Genomic DNA, 22,379 nt, shown 5'->3' on the forward strand with positions numbered 1-22,379 from the left:
GCCATGAACAAGCACGCACGTATCTTCGTCGCGGGACACCGCGGCATGGTCGGCTCGGCGCTCGTGCGCCGTCTGAGCGAAGCCGGCTACGACAACATCGTGACGCGCACGAAGGCGCATCTGGATCTGACCGATCAGGCCGGTGTGAACCTGTTCTTCGAAGAAGAGCAGATCGACGTCGTGTTCCTGGCGGCGGCGCGCGTCGGCGGCATTCTCGCAAATTCGACGATGCCCGCCTCGTTCATCTACGAGAACCTTGCCATCGAAACGAACGTGATTCACGCGGCCTGCCGCTGGAACGTTTCGAAGCTCGTGTTCTTCGGGTCTTCGTGCATCTATCCGAAGGCGTGCCCGCAGCCGATCAAGGAGGAGTATCTCCTCGAATCCGCGCTTGAGCCGACCAACGAGGCGTATGCCATCGCGAAGATCGCGGGTCTCAAGATGTGCGAGGCGTACAACCGTCAATACGGTACGCACTTCGTCTCGCTCATGCCGACGAACCTCTACGGTCCGAACGACAACTATGACCTGAAGAGCAGCCACGTGTTGCCTGCGCTCATCCGCAAGGCGCACGAAGCCAAGCTGCGCGGCGACGCGACGCTGCCCGTATGGGGTACGGGCTCGCCGCGCCGCGAGTTCCTGCACGTGGACGATCTCGCCGCCGCAGCGACCTTCCTGATGGAAAGCGACGTGAACGAAGGCGTGTTCAACGTGGGCGTCGGCCATGACCTGACCATCGGCGAACTCGCGCATACGGTATGCCGCGTGGTGGGCTTCGAGGGCGAGCTCGTGTTCGATGCAAGCAAGCCGGACGGCACGCCGCGCAAGCTGCTGGATGTCTCGAAGCTCGAAGGCATGGGATGGAAGGCGTCGATCGCGCTGGAAGACGGCATCCGCGCGACTTACCGCGACTTCCTTGATCGCTACGCATCGATGCAGCCGGCGCCCGTCGCTGCCTGAAAACGCGCGGCATCCAAAACGCAGGGAATATAACAATGTCTTCAGTGACCATCTTTCATAACGTCGTGTGGTCGCGGCACAAGGGGGCGGTGCTGTCGGCGCTGCACAACATCGCGGGGACCGGATCGATCCGGTATTCGATGGTGCAGATCGCCGACACGGAGCACGATCGCATCGGCTTCTCGGATGTCGACTACTCGTATCATCGCTATCCGATGACGAAGCTCTACAACGGATGCTATGAAGACGTGCCGACGTGGCGCATGACGGTGCGCCTCGTGTGGGAAGTGCTCAAGGCCAAGTCGGATCTCGTGGTTCTCCCCGGTTATCACCGCCCCGAATACTGGGCGATGATGGCAGCATGCATCGTGACGGGAAAGCGCCGCGCCGTGTTTTGCGATTCGACGGGACGCGACAACCCGCGCCGCATGTTGACGTCCATTCCGAAGCGCGTGTTCTTTGCGCTGTGCGACGGCTACTTCGCATTCGGCACCCGCAGCCGCGAGTATCTGATGTCGCTCGGCGCGAAGCAGGAGAAGATCTTCATCCCGTGCCAGGCCGCGGCGCTCCCGCGCTCGTTCTCGCCCGAGACGGTAGTCGAGGATCGCCTTGCGCATCGGCAGGGCAACAAGCCGGTGTTTCTGTTCGTTGGACGCCTGTCGGCGGAGAAGGGAATCGATACGCTCGTCGATGCGTTCAAGCAGTTGAGAAAGAGCGTGCCGAATGCGGAGTTGCGCATAGTTGGCACCGGTCCTCTCGGGGATGATCTGAAGAAGCAGGTGTCGGAAGCCGGTCTGCAAGGCGCCGTGCACTTCCTGGGCAGCCTTCAGGACGAGCCGCTCTCACGCGAGTACTTCGGCGCCACCTGCATGGTGCTGCCGAGCAAGCGCGAACCATGGGGTCTCGTGACCAACGAAGCGTTGAGTCATGGGTGCCCGGTGGTCGTGAGCGAGAGCTGCGGCTGTGTGCCGGAACTGGTCGTCGAAGGCGTGTCGGGCTATGCGTTCCCCGCAGGCGATGTCGCGAGCCTGCATCGAACGATGCTCAAGGCGCTCGAAGCGTTCGCGGATACGGCGGGCGTCGCCAAACGCTGTACGGACGTGATTCAGCGGTTCGATCCGCCTTCGGCTGCGGCCAACATCGCGCGGGGTTGCGCGTTGTTGCTGACGAGCTGACGGTTCGCTGGTTCGTGGAAATTTCCAACGGGGAAGACGTCAAGGAGGACGAAGGAAACAAGGATGGGATAGACGCCGTTGGGTCGCGGTCTTCGCGTCCCGATGGCTGGCGCTTTGCGGGCGAGAGGGCACGTTCGGGGCTCAGGGCGCGATTGTCGGGCGAGGGACCACATGAGAATACTGATCTACGGGCTGAACTATGCGCCCGAGTTGACGGGGACCGGCAAATACACGGCGGAAATGGCGGAAGCGTTGGCCCAGAACGGGCATGACGTGCGCGTCGTTTGCGCGCCGCCGTACTATCCGGAATGGAAAATCGGCGATGGCTATGCGAGCTGGCGGCATCGCTTCGAAACGCGCAAGGGCGTGCGCCTGTGGCGCGCGCCGCTATGGGTGCCGAAGAAGCCGAGCGGCGCGAAGCGCATGCTGCATCTTGGCTCATTTGCGCTCGCGTCGCTGCCTGCGCTCATCGCGCATGCGCTGTGGCGTCCGCATGTCGTGATGACGATTGCGCCGAGCCTGATGAATGCGCCGGGCGCGCTTGCGCTCGCCCGCCTGACCGGTGCGCGATCATGGCTGCATATTCAGGATTTCGAAGTAGATGCCGCGTTCGATCTGGGCCTGCTCAAGAATGCACGCGCCGCGAAGAGCGCGCTCGCGTTCGAACGCTGGCTGATGAAGCGGTTCGACGTCGTTTCGTCGATCTCGGACAAGATGGTCGAACGTGCGGTGAAGAAGGGCGTCGCGCCTGCCAAAGCGTTCCACTTTCCGAACTGGGTCGATACCACCGCGATCTATCCGATCGACGGCGCGAGCAGCTTCCGCAAGGAACTCGGCATCGGCGAGCATACGAAGGTCGTACTCTATTCGGGCAACATGGGCGCGAAGCAGGGACTCGAAGTCCTGGCCGAAGCCGCCGCCGCGCTCGCCGCGCGCGATGACATCGTGTTCGTGTTTTGCGGCAACGGTGCAACCAAGGCGAAACTGCAAGAACGTTGTGCCGATCTGCCGAACACGCGCTTCCTTTCGTTGCAGCCCATCGAGCGTCTCAACGAACTGCTGAATCTCGCGGACATTCATGTGCTGCCGCAACGTGGCGACGTGGCCGACCTCGTAATGCCTTCGAAACTTACGGGCATGTTCGCGAGTGCGCGCGCTGTCGTCGCGATGGCGCATCCGGGCACCGAGCTTTACGAAGCAGTGTCGGGGCGCGGCGTGGTCATCCCGCCTGAGTGCGTCGAGGCATTGACGGATGCCATCACGATGCTAGTTAGCCATCCCGCGCTGCGTGCGCGTTACGGCGAAGAAGGGCGTCTCTTTGCGCAGGAGCGCTTGTCGCCGCAGTCGGTGTTCGCGCGGCTCGAAGAGCGTCTCAAGTCGCTGATCGGCGATATAGCCGACACCCGCATCAGCGATGCCGCCGACATTTCCATCGTGCGTATCGCGGAGCGCGCACCCATCCTGCCGCAGGTCGAGAAGATCGAGTGAGCAGTCTTGCCGGTCGTCTTGCGCGTCATTCGAGACGCGCGGGACGACCGCGCGTCGTTGATCAATATGGCGACTTGTAGATGTCTCGCGCCCGCGCAGCTTTGGCCGGCGCCTTGAAGCCATTGGGCGTCGGATAAAGCGTGGCGGCGGCGCCCTGCGGCATCAGCATCGCCTTTGCATCGTCATTGCGCGCAACGCGGCGCAGCTGTGCGCCTGCACCCGGATTGCCCACGTAACCGTTCTGCTGCGCGAGCAGCCTGTCCGTCGGGGAGATGCCTTGCGCCGTCTGCGCATTGGTGATCGGCCCGCGCTGTCCTGCCCGGCCGTTGGTCGGCGCGCCATACGGATCCGCATAGGTATCGGGGCTGCCGAGCAAGTCCATTTCCGCCGGCACACCGCCGCCCGCCTGCTGCTTGCTGATGGCCGCATCTGCGAAATTGCCGGCATGGGCAACGGACGATGCAGCGAGCGCGCAAGGCCCCAGTGCAGCGATGAGAAGCGGCATGAGCGCCGCGCGTAGCTCGTGTTTCATGGGTCTCTCCAGGCTGATTACGTTATGCGTTATACAGACCGCGCGTGCGGTCATCGGTACGCTACGTCACGCGGCACGATGCATGGAGTGCAGCATAGGGTGATGCATCAGCCGTCAGCGCCAAAAGTCTTGCCGATACGGCCAACCGTGCCGCACCGCACATGGCGCTTTTTAACGTTCGCTGATAATTCGTTCACCGTATGTAGTCGCAGACGAATAAGCGAAACGATACGAACCGACACGAAAAGAGCGCGCACGCAAACGCGCGCCGAGATACAAGGCCAAAGAAAGGTGCTTGGGCGCATATGACGCGACAGGCGGACAGTGACACGGGCGGGGAAAACCATGCACAGAGCGATCGACGAGCGGAGCATCGGCGCGGCCGGAACGAACGGCTTCGAGGGCGCGCGCGAGACATCCGCGAGACGCGGAAAGGTCATCGACCTGTCGCTCGCAGGTCCGGGCAACTTCGTGGCGAAACGCGGCTTTCTCATCGAACTCGTGTGGTTCTTCGTCGAAGCGTGCTTCATCAATAACAAGCTCATACCGGTTTCATTCGTGCGCGTTGCGTTGCTGCGCGCGTTCGGCGCGCGTATCGGCAGGAGCTGTCGCATGCCGCATCCCATACGCGTGAAAGCGCCTTGGAATTTAAGTGTCGGCGACAACTGCTGGTTCGGCGTCGACGCATGGATTTATAACCAGACCGATATTCGCATCGGCTCGAATGTCTGCATCTCGCAGGGGACGTTTCTGACCACGGGATCTCACGATGCCGCTGGCAACATGGACTTGCAGGTCGCACCGATCGTGATCGAGGACGGCGTGTGGATCACATCCAAGTGTGTCGTGCAGATGGGCGTCACCATCGGCCGCTCGGCGCTCGTCACGCCGCAGTCGGTGGTGCATCGTTCGCTGGAAGCGGAAGGCGTGTACGGGGGTAATCCGGTGCGCTTTATCAGAAAACGCTTCCCGGCGTGAATGGATATTGGCAGTCGAGAGCGCAGTGATCTGGTCGGGGCCACGCGCACCCGCATGCGATCCTGCGACACCGCTTAAGCATGAAAACAAGAAGGAGCACGGGGAATGTTCATTGACAGCCGCAGCGTCGAGGAAGGCGCAGTCATAGAGACCACGGTTTGCATCGTCGGCGCGGGCGTGGCGGGGATCACACTTGCGCTGGAACTGGAGAAGCAGGGCATCAACGCGTGTCTGCTCGAAAGCGGCGGATACCGCGCCGACGACGAAACTCGCGATTTGTATCGCGGCGACAACGTTGGGGTTCCTTACGAATTCGCCGATGGCTGCCGCAGCCGTTATCTCGGCGGAAGCAGCAATTGCTGGGGCGGCTGGTGCCGTCCGCTCGACCCGTGGGACTTCGAAAAGCGCGACTGGGTGGCCGATAGCGGCTGGCCCTTCGGCCTCGACGAGCTGCGTCCTTACTACGCGCGCACGCATGCGTTGCTGCAACTCGGCGAGAACAACTTCGACCCCGCGTATTGGGAAGCGGCGATTCATCGCCCGGACGTGCGGCGGCATCCGTTCCCGAGCGGCAACGTGCGCGACACGATTTCGCAGTTCAGCCCGCCCGTGCGCTTCGGCAAGGTGTATCGCAAGCAACTGCTGGCGGCGCAGAACGTCCGCGTGTTTCTCTTTGCCAACGCATTGAACATCGACACCGACAGCGACGCGCGTTCGGTCACGAAGATCGACGTGGGCACGCTCTCCGGCCGCCGCTTCGTGGTGCGCGCGAAAGTGTTCGTGCTGGCGACGGGCGGCATCGAGAATGCGCGCCTGCTGCTGTCGTCGAACAAGGTGCAGGCGGCGGGCCTCGGCAACGGCAACGACCTCGTCGGCCGTTACTTCATGGACCATCCGCGGATCATGTCGGCGAACGTGCACTTCAAGAAGGAATGGTCGCGCAACAAGCTCTACGACATCAAGTACCACTATCAGAACAAGGCGGTGTCGGCGCACGGCACGTTCATCTCGTCGCAGTTCGCGCTCACGCAGCAAGTGCTCGAACGCGAGAAGCTGCTCAACGCACGCGCATGGTTTTACTCGGTGTTCCGTGGTGAAAACACGAAGGGCTCCGAAGCCCTCATTCGCGCGAAGCAGGCGCTTCTGAAGAAGGACCAGCCCGGCTACAGCATGACGGGCGATGTCATGACGATGCTGGCGCATCCGGTCGATACCGCATGCTTCGGCCTCGCGCGTCTTTTGCAGCCGCGTCCGCTCATCACCGAAGTCAAGATTCAGACCATCGTCGAGGCAGAGCCGAACCGCGACAGCCGCGTCACGCTGTCCTCGAAGAAGGACGCGCTCGGCATGAATCGCGTGAAGGTGGACTGGCAGGTGACGGAGCTGGTGAAGCGTACCTTCGACCGCACCGTCGCGCATATCGCGGCGGAACTGCAACGCGGCGGCGTGGCGGAGGTGACGCTCGACGAGCCGCTCGAAGGCAAGCCGTGGCCCGCGCAGCTCGAAGGCACGTGGCATCACATGGGCACGACGCGCATGCACGATTCGCCGAAGCAGGGCGTCGTGGATCGCAACCTGAAGATCCACGGCATGAGCAACCTGTACGTGGCAGGCAGCTCGGTGTTCCCGACGGTGGGCGCGAATTTCCCGACCATCACCATCGCCGCGATGACGTTGAGGCTTGCGGCGCATCTGGGGCGCGTCATCAAGAGCGACGACACGATCGGCACGCTCGTCACGTCGTCGGGCACGCCGATTCGGAACGAAACACCAGCCGACCTTCCGATGGCGGCTTCAGCAATGCATATGCGGGGAGACCTGGCTTAAAAGCCGGCGTTTGGGGAAAGGGGACGCCGCCGGTCGTACGACCGGCGGCGTTTTCTTTTGGCGAAGCGGTTTCGTACTGGGCGGCGTCGCTATAATCGCCTTCCGTCTTCGCTCATGAATGAATCGCCGTGAAAAAGCTCACCGTTGTCGCGCTCGCTTCGCTGTTGCTTGCCGCTTGTTCGTCTGCGGAAAAAGAAGCGCAGCGCGCAGAAGGCTTCTCGCACTCGGAGCAATCGCTCGATATAGCGCAGCGCAACGCGACCGTCCCGTGCCGCGACGCCGCGCAATGCGATGCAATGTGGACGCTGACGAAGCGTTATATCGAACAGAATTCGAATCAGCCGGTGATTCGCGCGGATGCGGTGGCTATCGAGACCGATGTGCCTTCGCGCTCGGGCAAGCCCGTTTATTCGGCCACGCGTGTGGCGAAAGGCAATGGCGCGACGATTGCGCTCTACGCACAATGCCGCGGCATGTATGGTCCGGAACGTGTGCGCGGTTCGGATTACGACGACTGCGCGAGCAAGATCATCGCGGCGCAGAATCGCTTCGCCGCTTATCTGCGCTCGGCTCAGGGTCAGTAACGTTAGAGGGACGCGGAGAGCATGCCTCGCGCGTGGCCGCCATCGCGCGTATTCGCCGTTTCGCGCAGCACGCGTGCGAGATCCTTCGACATCGCTTCGACGTGAAAGCGCTTCGTGAACGTCGCAAGCGCCTGTTCGCGCATGGCAGAAGCGGTGTGAGCGTCCATGCGCAGCCAGGTCGATAGCGCGTCGATGGTGCCCTCGACCGTATCGCTTGCGACGATGCCAGCGCCGTCTTCCTTTACTTCGCGCCAGATGTTGACCTTGTCGGAGATGAGCACCGGCAGCTTCGAGCCAAGCGCCTCGGCCACCGCGATCCCGAAGTTCTCCTGATGCGACGGCAGCGCGAACGCATCGCTCGTGCGAAACGCGCCCCACTTGAGATCGCCGCTCAGCATGCCGGTCCATGTCACGCGGTCGTCGATGCCTAATTCCTTCGAGAGCGTGCGTAATTGCGCGGCCCATTCGCTATCGTCGGGGCCGGCCATCACGAGATGCGCGCGAGCGTCGATATCGCGCACGGCTGCAAACGCCCTCAGCAGCAGATCGCAGCCCTTCTTTTCATGGATGCGGCCGAGAAAGAGAATCGAACGCTTGCCTGCTAACTGCGGAAACTTCGACAGAAATGCCTGACGCAATGCGCTCGAATCGGCGGGCGGCTGACGCGTGCCGAACGCCACCACTTCTTCTTTCGCGCGATAAAGCCTGAACGACTCGCGCGCAAGCAAGCGTTCCTCCTGCGTCGTGAAGAGCACGCGCCTCGCATCGCGCAATACGCGATATTCGGCCCACGGCCAATAAAGGCTCTTCTTTAGATGCTTGAGGGGATACGTGCGCTTGAACCACGGATCGAGCATGCCGTGCGGAAACACGTAGTAGGGCACGTCACTGTCGCGCAACGCCTTCCACGCGCCGAAGCTGTGATACTGCCAAAGACCGTTGACGATCACCGCATCGAAACGCGCGGCGTGTTCACGCAGCCAAGGCACGAGCCGCGGGCAGAGTCCATAGAATCCACGCGACGGACCGAGCGCATGCAGCCGCAGCGGGAAGGCGCCGAGATACGGCGCATCCGGCGCATCCAGCGAGACAACTTCGATTTCATGCCCCATCGCCCGCATGCTGAGGCCGCTTTGCAGCACGCCTTCGGTTGGGCCGCCCGCACGCGGATCGACGGTGGAAAGCAAATGCAGAATCTTCATGACGAAACGATCCCCGGTTCGTTGGCGTGTCCATGTCCGCTGGCTTTTCGAGGCCTTTTTATGCGGACGGTGCGAAGGTGCCCGCTCCCGGCGGCGCCTCGTGGCGGGTCTCGCCGTGATGCTCGTGAGCGAGGCCGGGTGCGTGCGCGGGCGTCAGTTCCGGCTGAGGACCGTACGGACGCCACTCGGGGCGCCAGTCCGCATGAGCGTCATCACGCTTTCCATAATACGGTCTCCTGAAAGACGGCCGATGCGCCGCCTGCGTCCGCATGGCATGAGCGATACGCGCGAATGCCGCGACGAGCAGACCGAGCGCCACGCCGAACACGATGCCCGAGAAGCGGTTGCCGAGCGGATTGCCGCCGACCGACGTGGCAGGCAGCGCGGCCACGACAAGCAACGCGCGCCCGAGCACCGGCAGATACATCGCATCGGGCGCGCGATTGCGCCACGAGCGATACGCCATCGAACCGCGATATAGCGCCCACAAGACGGCGGCAGGCAACGCGATGCCGAACAGAATTCCGCCCGCGAAGAACTGATAGACCCAGAAGTTATGGCCCGCGGCCCATTCCTTGATCGCGTAGAAGTCCTTCTTCGTGAACTGGCCCGCGAGGTCGGGCAGGTACGTCGGCGAATAGCGATAGTCGTGACCGTAGCCCTTGCCGACGACGACCGCGAGTGCGTCGGACGTGGTCTGATCGTACTGGTCCTTCATTTCGGCAAGACGCGTGATGGTTGTCGGATCGCGACCGGACTCGGTGTCCTTCGCAAAGGACAGGCGTTGCGACCAGTGCTCGGCCACGCCGGGGAAGAATGCGGCGGAAGCGGCGACCATCGCACCGAGCAGCGAAGCGATCATGATCGCGCGCAGCGCCGCCGTGAAGAGGTGCTTGACGGACGGCGCGGCAAGCCACGTCGCATAGGCGAAGAGCAGCACGGTGCCGACCAACAGACTGCGCGTCACGCTCAGCAGCTCGATCACGACGGTCGCGAGAAAGAGCAGTACCGTGAACTTGGTGATGCGCTTGGCGATGACGAACTCATGGAGCAAGAGTCCTTGCAGGCAGAGGAACGTGACCGACACGATGCGAAAGCGCACGTTCTCGAGGCCGCCGCCCGTTGCCATGCCATAGACGAAGCTGAAGATGAGCGATGCGATCATCGACCAGTACATGGCGCGTTCCATCTGTTCGAGCCGCAGCGAGTCCCACGGACGGCACGCGACCAGATAGCCGAGCAGCATCAGCGCGAAGGGCAGAATCACGCGCATGTAGTTACCGGAATCATTGCCCTGAATGATCTGCGTCGCGATACTGCCGACTATGGTCAGCGTGAACAGCGACGTGACCCACGTGCGCAGCCGCGAGCGCTGTGCGAAGCGCGGTGCGATCAGCAGCAGCGCGCCACCGGCGAATATGGCCGGTACGGTGAGAAGAATCTGGATAGCCTTGCTGGCCGTTTCCGCACCCTTGAAGTCGAATGCGAGCGGAAGCAGGAATAGCCAGATCCAGACGACGGCGAACTTGTTGCGCATGGCGTTCTCTTTAGATGGCAAAGCTCGTCGAGCTTCATTTCTCGCGGTTGGATCCGCTTCGTGCCCTGGAAGCCTTGAGTCGCGTGTTGTATGTTTGATTCAGCTTGAGCGACGGTCCCCGGGGTACCCCGTATTTGTGCGTCGAATATATCAGCGGCCAAAACCGCACGCCGTCGCGGCGGCGTTTAGCAACTAGTGTTCGGCGCGAAACGACGGACGGCCATGTGCGCCGCACCACGCTCGACTCAAGGCCCTGAAAGCGCGCGAACGACTATGTTGCCGACGCCGCACAGTGCGCGCGGCGCTGTCCGGCAATCATGCGATTCTGGCGGATCACGCCGCTATTCCCGACCGATTATTGTCCTGCCGGCAATTGGCCTTCACGGGCCGCTGACGGCATTGACCAATGACATCCGCGATGCGCGTGCGTGCGCCGATATGAGGACTCCCGGCGGCGAAGCATCCAATAAACCATAAGCAACATAAGACCTTCGCAGACAAGGGGGGAAGGCTATGAGCCTTTTCGGCGCCACACGCATGCCAGGACCCAATCGATCGATCGAGCTCGATTTCATCCGGGGACTCGCCATCATCGCAGTCATGGGGTATCACTTTCACTCATACCCGACAGGCAGCGCGTTCATCGCCGCCATCGAGTATCCGCTCAAGAGCTTCGGACATGAAGGCGTGAATCTGTTTTTCACGTTGAGCGGCTTTCTCGTCGGCGGTCTCTTGCTCAAGCAATATGCGCAGGATGGACGCATCGACGCGGCACGTTTCATCGTGCGGCGGATCTTCAAGATCTGGCCCGCGTACTACGCGCTCATTCTGTTCCATGTGCTGGTGGGACGCCATCCGACGAATACGTTCCTCGTGCAGAACCTCACGCACATGCAGAACTTCTTTGGTTCGTCGATTGCGCAGACGTGGAGCCTTGCCGTCGAGGAGCATTTCTATCTGTTCCTGCCGTTGCTGCTGATCGGATTCGCGCGCTGGCAAACGCGCATCAACACGATCCTGATGGTGCTCGCGTCGATCTGCGTCGCGGTCCTGATCGGGCGCAGCATCGCGGTCTATAACGGCGATCTAGAAGGCACGTTCTTCTATACGCAGTACCGTATCGACAGCCTGTTGTTCGGGGTCATGCTCGCCGCGCTCTATTGGCTGAAGCCGGCGGTGTATCGCGGTATCGCAGAGAGAAAGGGCCTATTGTTGGCCGCCGTCGCTGGGCTCGTGCTATGGCTCGTCTTCGGCACCCGCAACGTGGAGCTGGACCAAAGCATCGGTTATACCGTCCAGGCCGTCGGTTTCTGCGCGCTGATCGTTCTCACGCTCGAGTACTCGGGGCGCATCCGCGAGTCGCGGCTTTATCGGCTGATCGGCTGGATCGGGGTGTATTCGTATGGCATCTATCTGTGGCATTCGCTGGCGCTCGCGCCGGGCGACATGCTGATTCGCAAGGCCGCCGCGCTGCATATTCCGGCAATACCCGCATGGGGCATCATCATGGCGGCGCAGTTCGCGATTGCAATCGTGGTCGGCTATGTGACGACGCGTGCCGTTGAGTTCCCGTTCTTGCGCATGCGTGACGCACTGTTTCCGGCGAAGCGGAAAGTGCAGGCACAAAGTGTGGTGGAAGTGGTGGGAAAGCAGGCTTGATTCGAACTGGCCGGTTCTTGCGGTGATCGCAAGAACCGGCGTCATGCTTACTGCGTCACGCCATCGCCTGGCGTAGCGTTTCCTTGAACTGTCCGAGCGTATTGCGTTCCAGCAGATGACCGGCCACGACGGGCCGCTTGCGGCGCGCGAGCACATCGTCGAGTGCGCGGTTGATCGAAGCCGGCGTGAGATCGTCGATGACCGGCCCCAGCTCACCCGTGCGGCAGAACCATCCGATCAGGCCATCGGCCGTTGCAATGACCGGCTTGCCGAAGCGGAATGCCTGCACGAGCACGCCGCTCATGCCGTAATGGCCTTTGTAGCCGAGCCACACCACATCACATGCGGAGAACAGATCGAGTTCCGTCTCGCTCGAAATGAAGCGGTCCATCACGATCGGCGCGGGGGCGAGCTTGCCGGCTGCTTCGGTCAACAGCGCGCGCACGTCATTGTCCTGAGCGCCTGCGATCACGAGTCTGGGTGCATGCACGCCATCGTTGCGCTGCGCCAATGCATCGATCAATTCGAAGATGCCCTTGCGATCGTTGATCGCGCCGTAGACCAGCACATGTGTGCCCTTCGACAGACCGAGCCTTTGCCGCGCCGCCGAGGGCTGCGCAGCTTGCGCATCCGGGAACGGATCGGCGAGATAGTCGATGCTCGTTCCGCGCGCGTGGCCCCCGTTGCGCTTCCACCAGTCGGGTAGCGTCGGGTCGATAGTCAAGAGGGTCTTCATGCCGCCCACGCGAATGGCACGTGCAAATAGCCGTGACTTCACCGCATTCACGAGCGGTCGGCGCGGCGCGCGTACGCCGACGAGATGATGATGGAAGTTCGAGCGCATCGTGACGCCGACCCAGGGCGTGTCGCCGAAGGGCGATCGCAGGAACGGCAGCGCGAGCAGGAAGTAGTCGACGTAAGGCACGACGACGAGCGCCACGTTGCGTTCGCGGCTGGCCATTGCATAGGCATGTTTGAAGTTGCCATGCGCGCGCACATAGCTGATGGACCCAAGGCCCTTGCGCCCGCTTTGCTCGGGCGGCGCAACGAACGTGATGCCGAGCGTATCGCCGCCTTGCTCCTGAATCTGCTTCACGAGCGGATGCCCCGCATTGCGCGGCTCGGTGACGATGAGGCATCGCAAGCCCGCTTCCATATAGGCATTCGCAGCCCATTGCGCATAGCGCCAGCGGTGGCCGCTGAAGTCTGGCTCGATGATGAGAACGGTGTCGTTCTTCATGAAAGTGGCACCCGTTATGTGGTTTTTTATCGGACACGGTTTGCGTCGAACATCGAACGTAACACCGCGCGCGCGTATTGAATGGCCATATTTCAGCGCTTTTCCGCGTCGCGCGATGTGGTGAAGAACACCAATCGCCATTCGTCAACTCGCGATAACGCGCACCCATTGCCGAATAGTGCTACGCGTTGGCGTCCGGAACCCTCGCGGCCACGCTATTTTTCCCACAGTCGCCTGAAAAGAAGCGCGGCCTCGCGCGCACCCGTCATGCGGACAGGGTGCGCGTGCGCGACGCGCAAGGTGGGTCGCACGCGATACCGACATATCGCGGCGCCACGAATCGAAATACAGCAGCACGGGGAATGTGAGTGAGATCTGTCCGGCTATCCTTCTTGCCAGCACGCGCGCGGTTCGAGCACGATGCGGCCTTCTGGGTGCTCCTTCAACAAGTGGTGGTGCGCGGCTTCGTCGCGGTGAAGTTTCTGGCCATCGGCCGCATTCTCGGGCCTGAAGCGATCGGCGCGGTCAGTATCGCGCTGCTCGCGGTCGCGATTGCCGAAGCGTTATCCGATACAGGGCTTGCGCAGGCCGTCGTGCAGGGACGCAATGCGCCTTCCCAAAGCGAACTGGGCGCGGTATGGGCCACGCTCGCGATGCGCGGCGTATTGATCGGCCTGTTGATCGCCGCGCTCGCGCCGTTCATGACGAGCCAGTTCCACCTGGGCGGCTCCGCCGGGCTGATTCTGCTTGCGGCCGTCTTGCCGATGGTGCGCGGCGTCGCGTCGCCTGCGTACTTCACCGTCACGCGGCAACGCGGCTTTCAGAAGCTGGCGGGCGTGGAGACATCCGCCGCGTTCACCGACTGCGCTGTCGGGCTCGCATGCGCGTTGTCGGGTGCGGGCGCGTATTCGGTGCTGATCGGCCTCGTCGCGGGCGAGCTGCTGAAGACCACGCTGACGTGGACCGCCATGTCGCCGCGTCCGCCTATCCGCTTGTCGTTTGCCGGGATTTCGCACTACGTGAACTTCAGCCGCTGGATCTGGGCGGGCAGCGTCGTCAATCTCTTGCTGAATCAGTTCGACAAGGTTGTCGTCGCGAAGCTGCTCGGTCCGTTGCAACTCGGCGCGTATCAGATGTCGTCGAAGCTCGCGCAGATGCTGCTCGCCGATGCCGCCATTGCAATGTCGCAGTATCTCTTTCCCACTTTCGCCGAGCATCATCGGCGCGATGTCGCAGGCGCGCGCAAGCTGTTTCGCCGTTATCTGCTGCTGGCGGCCGTGGGGCTCACGGTGCTCGTCATTGTTCTGCGCGTCGCCGCCGAGCCGCTCTTCAATCTCGTGCTCGGGCCGGCATGGCTTTCGGCGGTGCCGCTCTTTCGCATCTTCGTCATCAACATGGCGATCGGCGCGGTCATCGCGGTGCTGGTGTCGTGGCTGCGCGCGAGCGGCATGCCCAAGGTTGCGACGCACGCGTCCATCGTGCAGGCAGTCGTGTTGTGCGTGACGGTGCCCATCGCCACGCATTTCTGGGGCGTGACGGGCATCGCGTGGGCGATGACCGCGGGCCTTGCATCCGCGACGGCGTGGATGCTCTATCGCATCGTCAGGGAGGCTTGAATGCGCATCGTACATCTCGTCCTGGCACCGCGACTTTCCGGCGCCGAGGTATTGGCGAAAGACCTGGCGATCCATCAGCAAAAGAGCGGCGAAACGGTGGCGATTGCCTCGCTCACGCCGCCGCATGAGGACTTCACCGCATTGCAAGCGGAGCTCGTGGCGAACGGCGTGCAATGTCTCTTTCCGGACCGCATGTATGGGCGCTTCGGCAAGCTGTGGGAACTGCATCGAACGATCCGCGCGTATCAGGCGGACGTGCTGTTCGCGCACGCGACGATTCCCGCGTTTTACGCGCGCATGCTGCCGCTCGCGGTGCCGATTGTCTATGTGATGCATTCGGCCACCAACGACTTCGAGAGCCGCATGTTCCGGCGTGTCGAGCGCACGCTCTCACGGCGTGCGCGCGCGGTGATCGCGGTATCGCCCGCGAATATCGACGACTACGTCGGCGCGGTCGGGCGTCATCCGGCGATGACGCTCATTCCGAATGGCGTCGACATGTCCCGCTTTTCGATGCGTTCGGCGAGCACGACGGGGCACGGATCGCAGATCGTGCAGATCGGGCGCTACACGTCGGTGAAGAATCAGCTCTCGACCGTGCATGCGTTCGAGCAGGTCGTCCAGCGCGTGCCTGATGCGCGGCTCTTGCTGTGCGGCGTCATAGAAGACCCCGCGTATCACGCGGCGGTGGGCGATTTGATCGACAAGCTCGGGCTTTCCAGCAATGTGAGCCTGCAAGGTCCGCGTTCGGATGTGGCGGAGCTGCTGTTCTCGTCTAACGTGTTTGCCATGCCTTCGAGATCGGAAGGGCACAGCATCGCGTTTCTGGAAGCGCTCGCGTCGGGCGTTCCCGTAGTCGCGAGCACCATCCGCCCGTTCGGCTTCGCGGCGGACTTTCCGAGCGTGCGTCTGTGCGATCCGGACGATACGAAGGCGTATGCGGATGCGCTCGTCGTTGCGCTCGGTCAGCCGCGCGCACACCGGCCGCTCAACGGCCTGACGCTGGCCGACACCGCCGCGCGTTACCTAGCCGTCGCGCGAGAAGTCACGCAACGCCTGCCGCGTCCTGCGCCGGCTTGAAGCGGCAAGTCCTACGCGTCGCGGATGAAGCGCTACGCGCGCCAGCGATTCCATGCTGGCGCGCGTTTCATTTTTCGCCTATGAAATAGCGTAGTGCCGCTCAATGGAGACATCATGTCTGACATGCTCAGCATCTCGACGCCCGATGGCGATTTCGACGCTTACGTCGCGTATCCGGCGCAAACGCCCGCGCCTGCCATCGTCGTTCTGCAGGAGATTTTCGGCATCAACGGCGACATGCGCGAAACCACTGACGAATACGCGCGGCAAGGCTATGTCGCGCTATGCCCGGACTTGTTCTGGCGACTCGAGCCGAACGTGAACCTCACCGATCGCACCGAAGCCGAATGGCAGCAGGCGATGGAGTACTACAACGCGTTCGATCTGAACACAGGCGTGGAAGATATCGCCGCGACCGTCGGCTTCGCGCGTGGGCTGACTCAGGTGAAGGGCAAGGTCGGGTCGGTCGGCTTCTGTCTCGGCGGCTTGCTGTCGTTTCTCACGGCGGCGCGCACGGATATCGACGCAGCCGTTTCGTACTACGGCGGCGGCACGGACCAGCACTTGAGCGAACTGCCGAAGATCCAGGCGCCTTTGCTGATTCATCTGGCGGAAGAGGACGAATTCATCAATGCCGATGCGCGCAATCGCGTGTTGGCCGCCGTGCAGGGGCACGCCAACATCGAGGCATACACGTATCCCGGCTGTCATCACGCATTCGCGCGCCATCACGGCGCGCATTACGACGCGGCGGCGGCTAAGCTCGCCAACGGGCGCACTGCGGATTTCTTCGAAAAGCACCTGAAATAGGGCCCTAAAGCGACAACGCCGCCCGGAAGAGGGCGGCGTTGTCGCATTAGGCATGATGCTACTTCTTCACCGGATGCGGCCGGCGAAACACCATCCAGCGCGGCACCTTGAAGCGCACGATGCTCACGTAGAGCCACACATAAGTGACCGCGAAGACCACGACGAAGCAGAACAGATGCACCGTATGACGCCAGAAGAGCGTCGCGGGAATCACGGCAATCAGGCACAGCAGCCACAAATAGGGCGACGTCAGCGAGTTGCGCCGCGTGAGTTCGCGCGCGTTCTGCACGCCGACGGCCCAGCGCATCAGGCGCTTGTAGACGAGCATATGCAGATGCACGCCGTCCGGAATGCCGGGCGACATGCCGCGAATGAACTTCTTCCGATAGATGGAGAAGCAGGTTTCGAAGATCGGGTACATGAAGAGCAGCACCGGATACCACGCCGATACATCGCGATTGCGCATGACGAGCATGATCGCGAGTTCGCCGAGCATGAAACCGACGAAGTACGCGCCGCCATCGCCTAAAAAGATGAGGCCGGCGGGAAAGTTCCAGATGAAGAAGCCCATCACGGCGCCCATCATGATGAGCGACCCCGAGAGCACGACGGGATCATGAACCTGAAACGCGACATAAGCGAGTGAGGCGAACATCATGAACGTGACCATCGACGCGAGGCCGTTGAAGCCGTCGATGATATTCACTGCGTTGGCGAGCGCCGCCACCGCGAGCACTGTCACTGTGCATGAGATGATTGCGTAGGACAGCAGAAAATCCAGCGGCGGCACGCTGATGCGCGTGACCGCGATATCGAGCAGCGCATACGCAAGGCCGGCGGCGGCCATCGTGCAAATAAGACGCACGAGCGGCGTCACGCGCTTGGTGAGGTCTTCGAAGAGCCCGGAGAGAAACGCGGGCAAGCCGCACGCGATGATGCCCAGAATGCCGCCCGATACGAGCGGATAACTCCATCGCAGTTGCACGGCGGAGGCGGTGAGTCCGCAGAGAATGCCGACGCCGCCGATGCGCGGAACGGGCCGCGCATGAAACTTCTGCACGCCGGCGAGATCGGTGTCGCCGAGCACGCCTTCCTGCAAGTGCGCAAAGCGCACGATCAACAAGGTCACGAAGAGCGAGACCAAAAAAGCAAGCGCAAAACTAAGCATGAAAATAGACCGGTTGATGACAGCAGCCCCGCATCGCTGAATAAGCCGCGAGCAGACGATGCGAGGCTCGGCGCCGCTTTATGCGAAACCTTGCGGATTCTGCGACTGCCAGCGCCAGTGATCGGCGCACATGCGCTCGATACCGTGCTCCGCGCGCCATCCGAGCAGCTCCGCGGCGGCGGCGGGATCGGCGTAGCACGAGGCCACATCGCCGGGGCGGCGCGGCACGAGTTCATACGGCACGCGCTTACCGGAAGCCTTCTCGAACGCCTTCACGACATCCAGCACGCTATAGCCTTGGCCCGTGCCGAGGTTCACCACGAAGCTGCGATCCAGCGACTTCAGCGCGTCGATGGCCGCAATGTGTCCGCGCGCCAGATCGACGACGTGAATATAGTCGCGCACGCCGGTGCCGTCGTGCGTATCGTAATCGCTGCCGAAGACGCGCAGCTTGTCCAGCTTGCCGACTGCCACTTGCGCGACATACGGCATCAGGTTATTCGGAACGCCCGCCGGGTCCTCGCCGATCAATCCGCTTTGATGCGCGCCGACCGGGTTGAAATAGCGCAGCGTCGCGATGCGCCACGACGGATCGGACACTTCGAGATCGCGCAGAATCTGCTCGGCGATGAGCTTGGACTGACCATAAGGGTTCGTGGCCGAAAGCGGAAAGCTCTCGTCGATGGGCACGCTTTGCGGCACGCCATACACCGTCGCCGACGAGCTGAACACGATGTTGCGCACCTGCCGCTCGCGCATCACGTTGAGCACGGCGAGCAGGCTGCCGATGTTGTTGCTGTAATACTCGATGGGCTTCGCGACCGATTCGCCCACGGCCTTGAGCGCCGCGAAATGGATCGCGCCCGTGATGGCGTGCTTGTCGAAGATGCGGTTGAGCGCGGCTTCGTCGCGTGCGTCTTCCTGATAGAACGCGACGCGCTTGCCCGTGATGCGCTCCACGCGCTTCAACGATTCCGCGCGGCTGTTGACGAGGTTGTCGATGACCGCGACGTCGTAACCCGCGCCGAGCAACTCGACGCATGTATGCGAACCGATGAAGCCCGCGCCGCCCGTCACGAGAATGGTGCCCTTCGTATCTTGTCCAGCGTCGTTCGGCGACATGTTGCCGTTCATCATGTGCTCTCCAGGAAGCGCAAATCAGAGTGAAATGCCGGTTATGGCGTGTATTGTGCTCTTGTATCGTTCGACGACGTTCTTCTCGTCGAATTCGCGGGCCACCTTTTCGCGGCCGCGCTGGGCCATCGCCTCACGTTCTTCGATCGGCAGCGTCAGCATGCGTTCGAGTTGTTCGGTGAGGCTGTCCGCGCTTTTGACCTCGCACAGCAGGCCGTTCACGCCGTGTTCGACCACTTCGCGGCAGCCGGGGACGTCGGTGGCGACAATCGGGCGGCCCATGGCGGACGCTTCCATCAGCGTGCGCGGCACGCCTTCGCGGTACGACGGCAGCACGACGCAATCGGCGGCCGCGACGAGCGGGCGGACATCGTTCGCTTCGCCCAGATACTCGACGATATTCTCACGTTCCCACGCCTCGACGTCCGTGCGGCTGATCGCGCTGGGATTATCCACGCCAACGGGCCCGAGCAGCTGAAAACGCGCGTGCGGATAGCGCCGCCGCAAACGCCGCGCCGCCTCGACGTACTCGGCAACGCCCTTATCCCACAGCAGACGCCCGATCAGGATGAACACGAAGTCTTCGCGGCGCGGCAACGGCACGAGCGAAAAATCGTTCAGATCGACGCCTTCTCCGTGCAGCCGCCGTGCACGGTCGGGATGAGCTAGCAGCTTCTCATCGACGAACGCCTGATGATCGTCGCGATTGAGGAACCACACTTCGCGCGGAAAGCGGAACGCAAAGCGATAAAGACGCTTGGCGATCTGAGCGGTGCGGCTCTTCTGAATGAAGACGTAGCCTAAGCCCGTCGTCACCGCGATGGACGGCACACGCGCCAGCACGGCGGCAAGCGAGCCGTAGATGTTCGGCTTGATGGTGTAATGAAACACGAGATGCGGTCGCGTCGCGCGATATTCGCGGTACAGCGCCATCATCGTCTTCAGGTCTTCACGCGGGTTCGTGCCCTTGGACGCCACCGGCAATTCCACGCAGCGGCAGCCCATTTCGATCAGCGGCTCGAACGTGCGGTCGCGCGGCGCGATGATCGTGACCTGTGCGCCGCGTTGGGTCAACATGTGCAGCACGCCGCGACGGTACGTATAAATGGCCCACGCCGTGTTGCACACGAGGGCGATGCGTAGGCTGGACTTGGGTGTGTTCATCCGGTGCTTTTTGTTTTGAGGCGCGATGCCGTCGGCCTCATGCCGGCGACGATGCCTTGAGGAGCTTCGCCTTCAATCCGCGCAGCGCGCGATACGGCAGCAGCAAATGCGCCATGCTTTTCGCGACGCCGATCCAGTCGAACGGATTCGCCGCACGGAAGTAACGCAATTGCAGGCGCAGCGTTGACAGCGTTTGTGTCCGGCGCTTGGTCGCGCTGATGCCCGCTTCGTTCAGTTCGTAATAGAGGCCGAATTCCGGCAGATTCGCGCCGTCGTAGCGCGCCATGAGACGCAGCACCAGATCGAGGTCTTCGGCCGCGCGATAGTCCGCGCGATAGTTGCCGACTTCGCGCACGGCATCGACGCGCAGCATCAGCGACGGATGCGCGAAACACGAGCGCGCGAGCATGGCGCGGCGGATCGCAGCCGTGTCGGTGGGCGGCGTGAGGTCGAAGAGCGGCGCACCGTTCGTCGCGACGACATGCGTCCACATGCCGAGCACCGCGACATGCGGATGCGCTTCGAGATACGCGCGCTGTTTCGCGAGGCGGCCGGGCGTCGCGAGATCGCCGGCATCGATGCGCGCGGCGTAGCGGATACCGCGCTCAGCGAGTGCGTCGATGCCCGCTTGCAACGCGCGCTCGATGCCGACGTTCTTCGCCATGCGCAGTATTTCGATGTCGAGGCCGTCGATGACAGGCGCGACAATCGGCGGCGTGCTGCCGTCATCCACGATCAACACGCGCACTGGCGACGCCTCACGGAAGGACGCGAGCGTGCGTTCCACATCGGCCTGACCGTTGAATGCGGGCATGAGGACGGCGACATCGGATAGAGCGTTCATGCGCGCAGCCGGAAGCGGATGTAATAGAAATTGACCGACGCGGCCGCCATATAGCCCGCCGCCAAACCGACGAGCGCGCCATAACCATCGAAGCGGGGAATGGCCCACGCGTTCACCGCGAACGCGACGGCGAGCGCAAGCAGCCACTTCGAGAGCAGCACGTACCTCGCCTGAAACTTCAGCACGACGAGATTGCCGATTGCCTCGATGCCCGCAGGCACCGAAAGCCATACGGCCCAGCGAAAGATGCTCGCCGCGCCGACGTAATTCGGCCCGAACACGCGCGCGATGATGAAGCCCGCGAGCGCGTCGAGAACGGCGGCGCCCGCGATCATCAGCGCGGCGGTCATCGCGAAGAGACGCAGCAGATTGCGCTTCAGGCGCGGCGTTTCCTGCACGCGATACACGAACGCCGGCGCGATGGTTTGCGAAAGCATCAACGCGAGCGCGATCCAGTTCTCGTTCAGTTGCTGCGCCGCTGAATAAAGCCCGAGTTCCGCGAACGACACGCGATGCGCGAGCATCAACCGGTCGAGCTTCAGGAACAGATACATGCAGATGAGCCCGAGCCAGAACACGGTGCCCGCGCTCGCGAAATGCTTGAAGAGCGTGCGGTCGAAGCGCCAGCCGAGCGTGCCGCCATGACGTCGCATGTAATAGACCACGAGCGCCGCGCCGATGACCGCGGCTTCCAGCGCCCACAACCAGCCGAAGCTCGACGCACGCGCAGCCATGCGCACCAGCAGATACACGAGCGCCGCTTTGACGATGGCCGTGAACATGCTCGCGATCAATTGCGGCTTGCTGTAGGTCATGCTTTGCAGCCACGCATTGACGACGCCGATGAATGGCTCGCGAAAGAGCATGGTGACGGCAAGCCCCGCGAGCATCGCGCCGACGAGTGGGTCCACGCCGCCCAGCGCAATCCATGCCCACGTCAACAACAGCGCAACGATGGACACGCTCATGCGCAGCACGAACGCGCTGCCAAGCACCGCACCGGTTTCGGCGGGCGGCTTCCCGACGATGGTCGGCACGAGAATCTCGGCTCCGCAGACCCACGTGATCGGCGCGATCACTAGCAAAAGCGTGTTCGCGTATTGCCATTTGCCGAACGCATCGGGGCCGAGATAGCGCGCAAGCAGACCCGAAATGACGATGGCTACGGCAATCTGCGTGAGCCGTTCTAGTCCCAGCCAGACGATGTTCGCGAGCGCGCGGGCGACGTCCGGATTGCCGGAGCGCGTGAGCATTTTCATCGGTATCGCCCGTATGCCTGTTCAGGCACGCTGCCTGCTACCGTAGCCTGCTCGCTGCACGCTGATGTCCAAAAAAACGGCGTGATCGCGTGAATGTCGGTCAAGTTTTGTGCGTTTGCGCG

19 protein-coding genes are annotated in these 22,379 nt (G+C 62.5%); 10 read left to right on the plus strand and 9 right to left on the minus strand.

Translation table 11 applies throughout. The annotated features are described in order from the left end of the window. Nucleotides 1–3: 3 nt before the first annotated feature. From P9239_RS08010 to P9239_RS08020, 3 genes are all read left to right on the plus strand, one after another. The gene (locus P9239_RS08010; protein ID WP_309749968.1) at nt 4–960 is read left to right on the plus strand and encodes a GDP-L-fucose synthase; all 957 of its coding nucleotides are present in this window, start codon (nt 4–6) and stop codon (nt 958–960) included. Between the two features lie 35 nt (nt 961–995). Next, a complete protein-coding gene (locus tag P9239_RS08015; protein WP_309749969.1) occupies nt 996–2,135 on the plus strand; it encodes a glycosyltransferase family 4 protein in 1,140 nt (379 codons plus the stop codon). A gap of 171 nt (nt 2,136–2,306) precedes the next feature. Further along, nucleotides 2,307–3,623 (plus strand): glycosyltransferase WbuB, encoded by a 1,317-nt coding sequence (locus tag P9239_RS08020; protein WP_309749970.1) that lies wholly within the window; start codon nt 2,307–2,309, stop codon nt 3,621–3,623. Between the two features lie 61 nt (nt 3,624–3,684). On the opposite strand, the gene P9239_RS08025 is transcribed toward P9239_RS08020, so the two are convergent. Next, on the minus strand, nt 3,685–4,155 hold the full coding sequence (locus P9239_RS08025; RefSeq protein ID WP_309749971.1) for a hypothetical protein: 471 nt from the start codon (nt 4,153–4,155) through the stop codon (nt 3,685–3,687). A gap of 345 nt (nt 4,156–4,500) precedes the next feature. Between P9239_RS08025 and P9239_RS08030 the strand changes: the two genes are divergently transcribed. The 3 genes from P9239_RS08030 to P9239_RS08040 all read left to right on the plus strand — a co-directional run bounded on the left by P9239_RS08030 (nt 4,501) and on the right by P9239_RS08040 (nt 7,544). Further along, entirely contained in the window at nt 4,501–5,133 is a 633-nt protein-coding gene (locus P9239_RS08030) for a DapH/DapD/GlmU-related protein (RefSeq protein ID WP_309749972.1), read from the plus strand. 105 nt (nt 5,134–5,238) lie between these two features. Further along, on the plus strand, nt 5,239–6,960 hold the full coding sequence (locus P9239_RS08035) for a GMC family oxidoreductase (RefSeq protein WP_309749973.1): 1,722 nt from the start codon (nt 5,239–5,241) through the stop codon (nt 6,958–6,960). Between the two features lie 128 nt (nt 6,961–7,088). Beyond that, nucleotides 7,089–7,544, plus strand: a complete 456-nt coding sequence (locus tag P9239_RS08040) for a hypothetical protein (protein ID WP_309749974.1) — start codon at nt 7,089–7,091, stop codon at nt 7,542–7,544. A gap of 2 nt (nt 7,545–7,546) precedes the next feature. Here P9239_RS08040 and P9239_RS08045 read toward each other — a convergent pair whose 3' ends face one another. After that, nucleotides 7,547–8,746 (minus strand): glycosyltransferase, encoded by a 1,200-nt coding sequence (locus P9239_RS08045; protein ID WP_309749975.1) that lies wholly within the window; start codon nt 8,744–8,746, stop codon nt 7,547–7,549. A 58-nt stretch (nt 8,747–8,804) separates the two neighbouring features. Next, nucleotides 8,805–10,283, minus strand: coding sequence for a hypothetical protein (locus P9239_RS08050; protein ID WP_309749976.1), 1,479 nt, complete (start codon nt 10,281–10,283; stop codon nt 8,805–8,807). Between the two features lie 513 nt (nt 10,284–10,796). Between P9239_RS08050 and P9239_RS08055 the strand changes: the two genes are divergently transcribed. Then, entirely contained in the window at nt 10,797–11,942 is a 1,146-nt protein-coding gene (locus P9239_RS08055) for an acyltransferase (protein WP_309749977.1), read from the plus strand. A gap of 55 nt (nt 11,943–11,997) precedes the next feature. On the opposite strand, the gene P9239_RS08060 is transcribed toward P9239_RS08055, so the two are convergent. Next, nucleotides 11,998–13,182, minus strand: a complete 1,185-nt coding sequence (locus tag P9239_RS08060; RefSeq protein ID WP_309749978.1) for a glycosyltransferase — start codon at nt 13,180–13,182, stop codon at nt 11,998–12,000. 368 nt (nt 13,183–13,550) lie between these two features. On the opposite strand from P9239_RS08060, the gene P9239_RS08065 reads away from it, so the two are divergent. The 3 genes from P9239_RS08065 (at nt 13,551) to P9239_RS08075 (ending at nt 16,688) form a co-directional block, all read left to right on the plus strand. After that, nucleotides 13,551–14,798 carry an oligosaccharide flippase family protein gene (locus P9239_RS08065; RefSeq protein WP_309749979.1) on the plus strand — a complete coding sequence of 416 codons (1,248 nt, stop codon included), beginning with the start codon at nt 13,551–13,553 and terminating at the stop codon, nt 14,796–14,798. Beyond that, nucleotides 14,799–15,878 (plus strand): glycosyltransferase, encoded by a 1,080-nt coding sequence (locus P9239_RS08070; RefSeq protein ID WP_309749980.1) that lies wholly within the window; start codon nt 14,799–14,801, stop codon nt 15,876–15,878. A 114-nt stretch (nt 15,879–15,992) separates the two neighbouring features. Next, the gene (locus P9239_RS08075; RefSeq protein WP_309749981.1) at nt 15,993–16,688 is read left to right on the plus strand and encodes a dienelactone hydrolase family protein; all 696 of its coding nucleotides are present in this window, start codon (nt 15,993–15,995) and stop codon (nt 16,686–16,688) included. A gap of 58 nt (nt 16,689–16,746) precedes the next feature. On the opposite strand, the gene P9239_RS08080 is transcribed toward P9239_RS08075, so the two are convergent. The 5 genes from P9239_RS08080 to P9239_RS08100 form a co-directional block, all read right to left on the minus strand. Then, nucleotides 16,747–17,856 carry a glycosyltransferase gene (locus P9239_RS08080; protein WP_309749982.1) on the minus strand — a complete coding sequence of 370 codons (1,110 nt, stop codon included), beginning with the start codon at nt 17,854–17,856 and terminating at the stop codon, nt 16,747–16,749. Nucleotides 17,857–17,934: 78 nt separating this feature from the next. Beyond that, entirely contained in the window at nt 17,935–18,993 is a 1,059-nt protein-coding gene (gene galE / locus P9239_RS08085; protein WP_309749983.1) for a UDP-glucose 4-epimerase GalE, read from the minus strand. A 21-nt stretch (nt 18,994–19,014) separates the two neighbouring features. Then, nucleotides 19,015–20,154: a glycosyltransferase family 4 protein gene (locus P9239_RS08090; protein ID WP_309749984.1), complete on the minus strand. Its 1,140-nt coding sequence runs from the start codon at nt 20,152–20,154 to the stop codon at nt 19,015–19,017. Nucleotides 20,155–20,191: 37 nt separating this feature from the next. Further along, the gene (locus P9239_RS08095; protein WP_309749985.1) at nt 20,192–20,998 is read right to left on the minus strand and encodes a glycosyltransferase; all 807 of its coding nucleotides are present in this window, start codon (nt 20,996–20,998) and stop codon (nt 20,192–20,194) included. Continuing rightward, nucleotides 20,995–22,257 (minus strand): oligosaccharide flippase family protein, encoded by a 1,263-nt coding sequence (locus P9239_RS08100; protein WP_309749986.1) that lies wholly within the window; start codon nt 22,255–22,257, stop codon nt 20,995–20,997. The genes P9239_RS08095 and P9239_RS08100 overlap by 4 nt, the downstream gene beginning before the upstream one ends. Nucleotides 22,258–22,379 lie beyond the last annotated feature (122 nt).

It is taken from the genome of Caballeronia sp. LZ062 (assembly GCF_031450785.1).
Classification (GTDB): Bacteria; Pseudomonadota; Gammaproteobacteria; order Burkholderiales; family Burkholderiaceae; genus Caballeronia.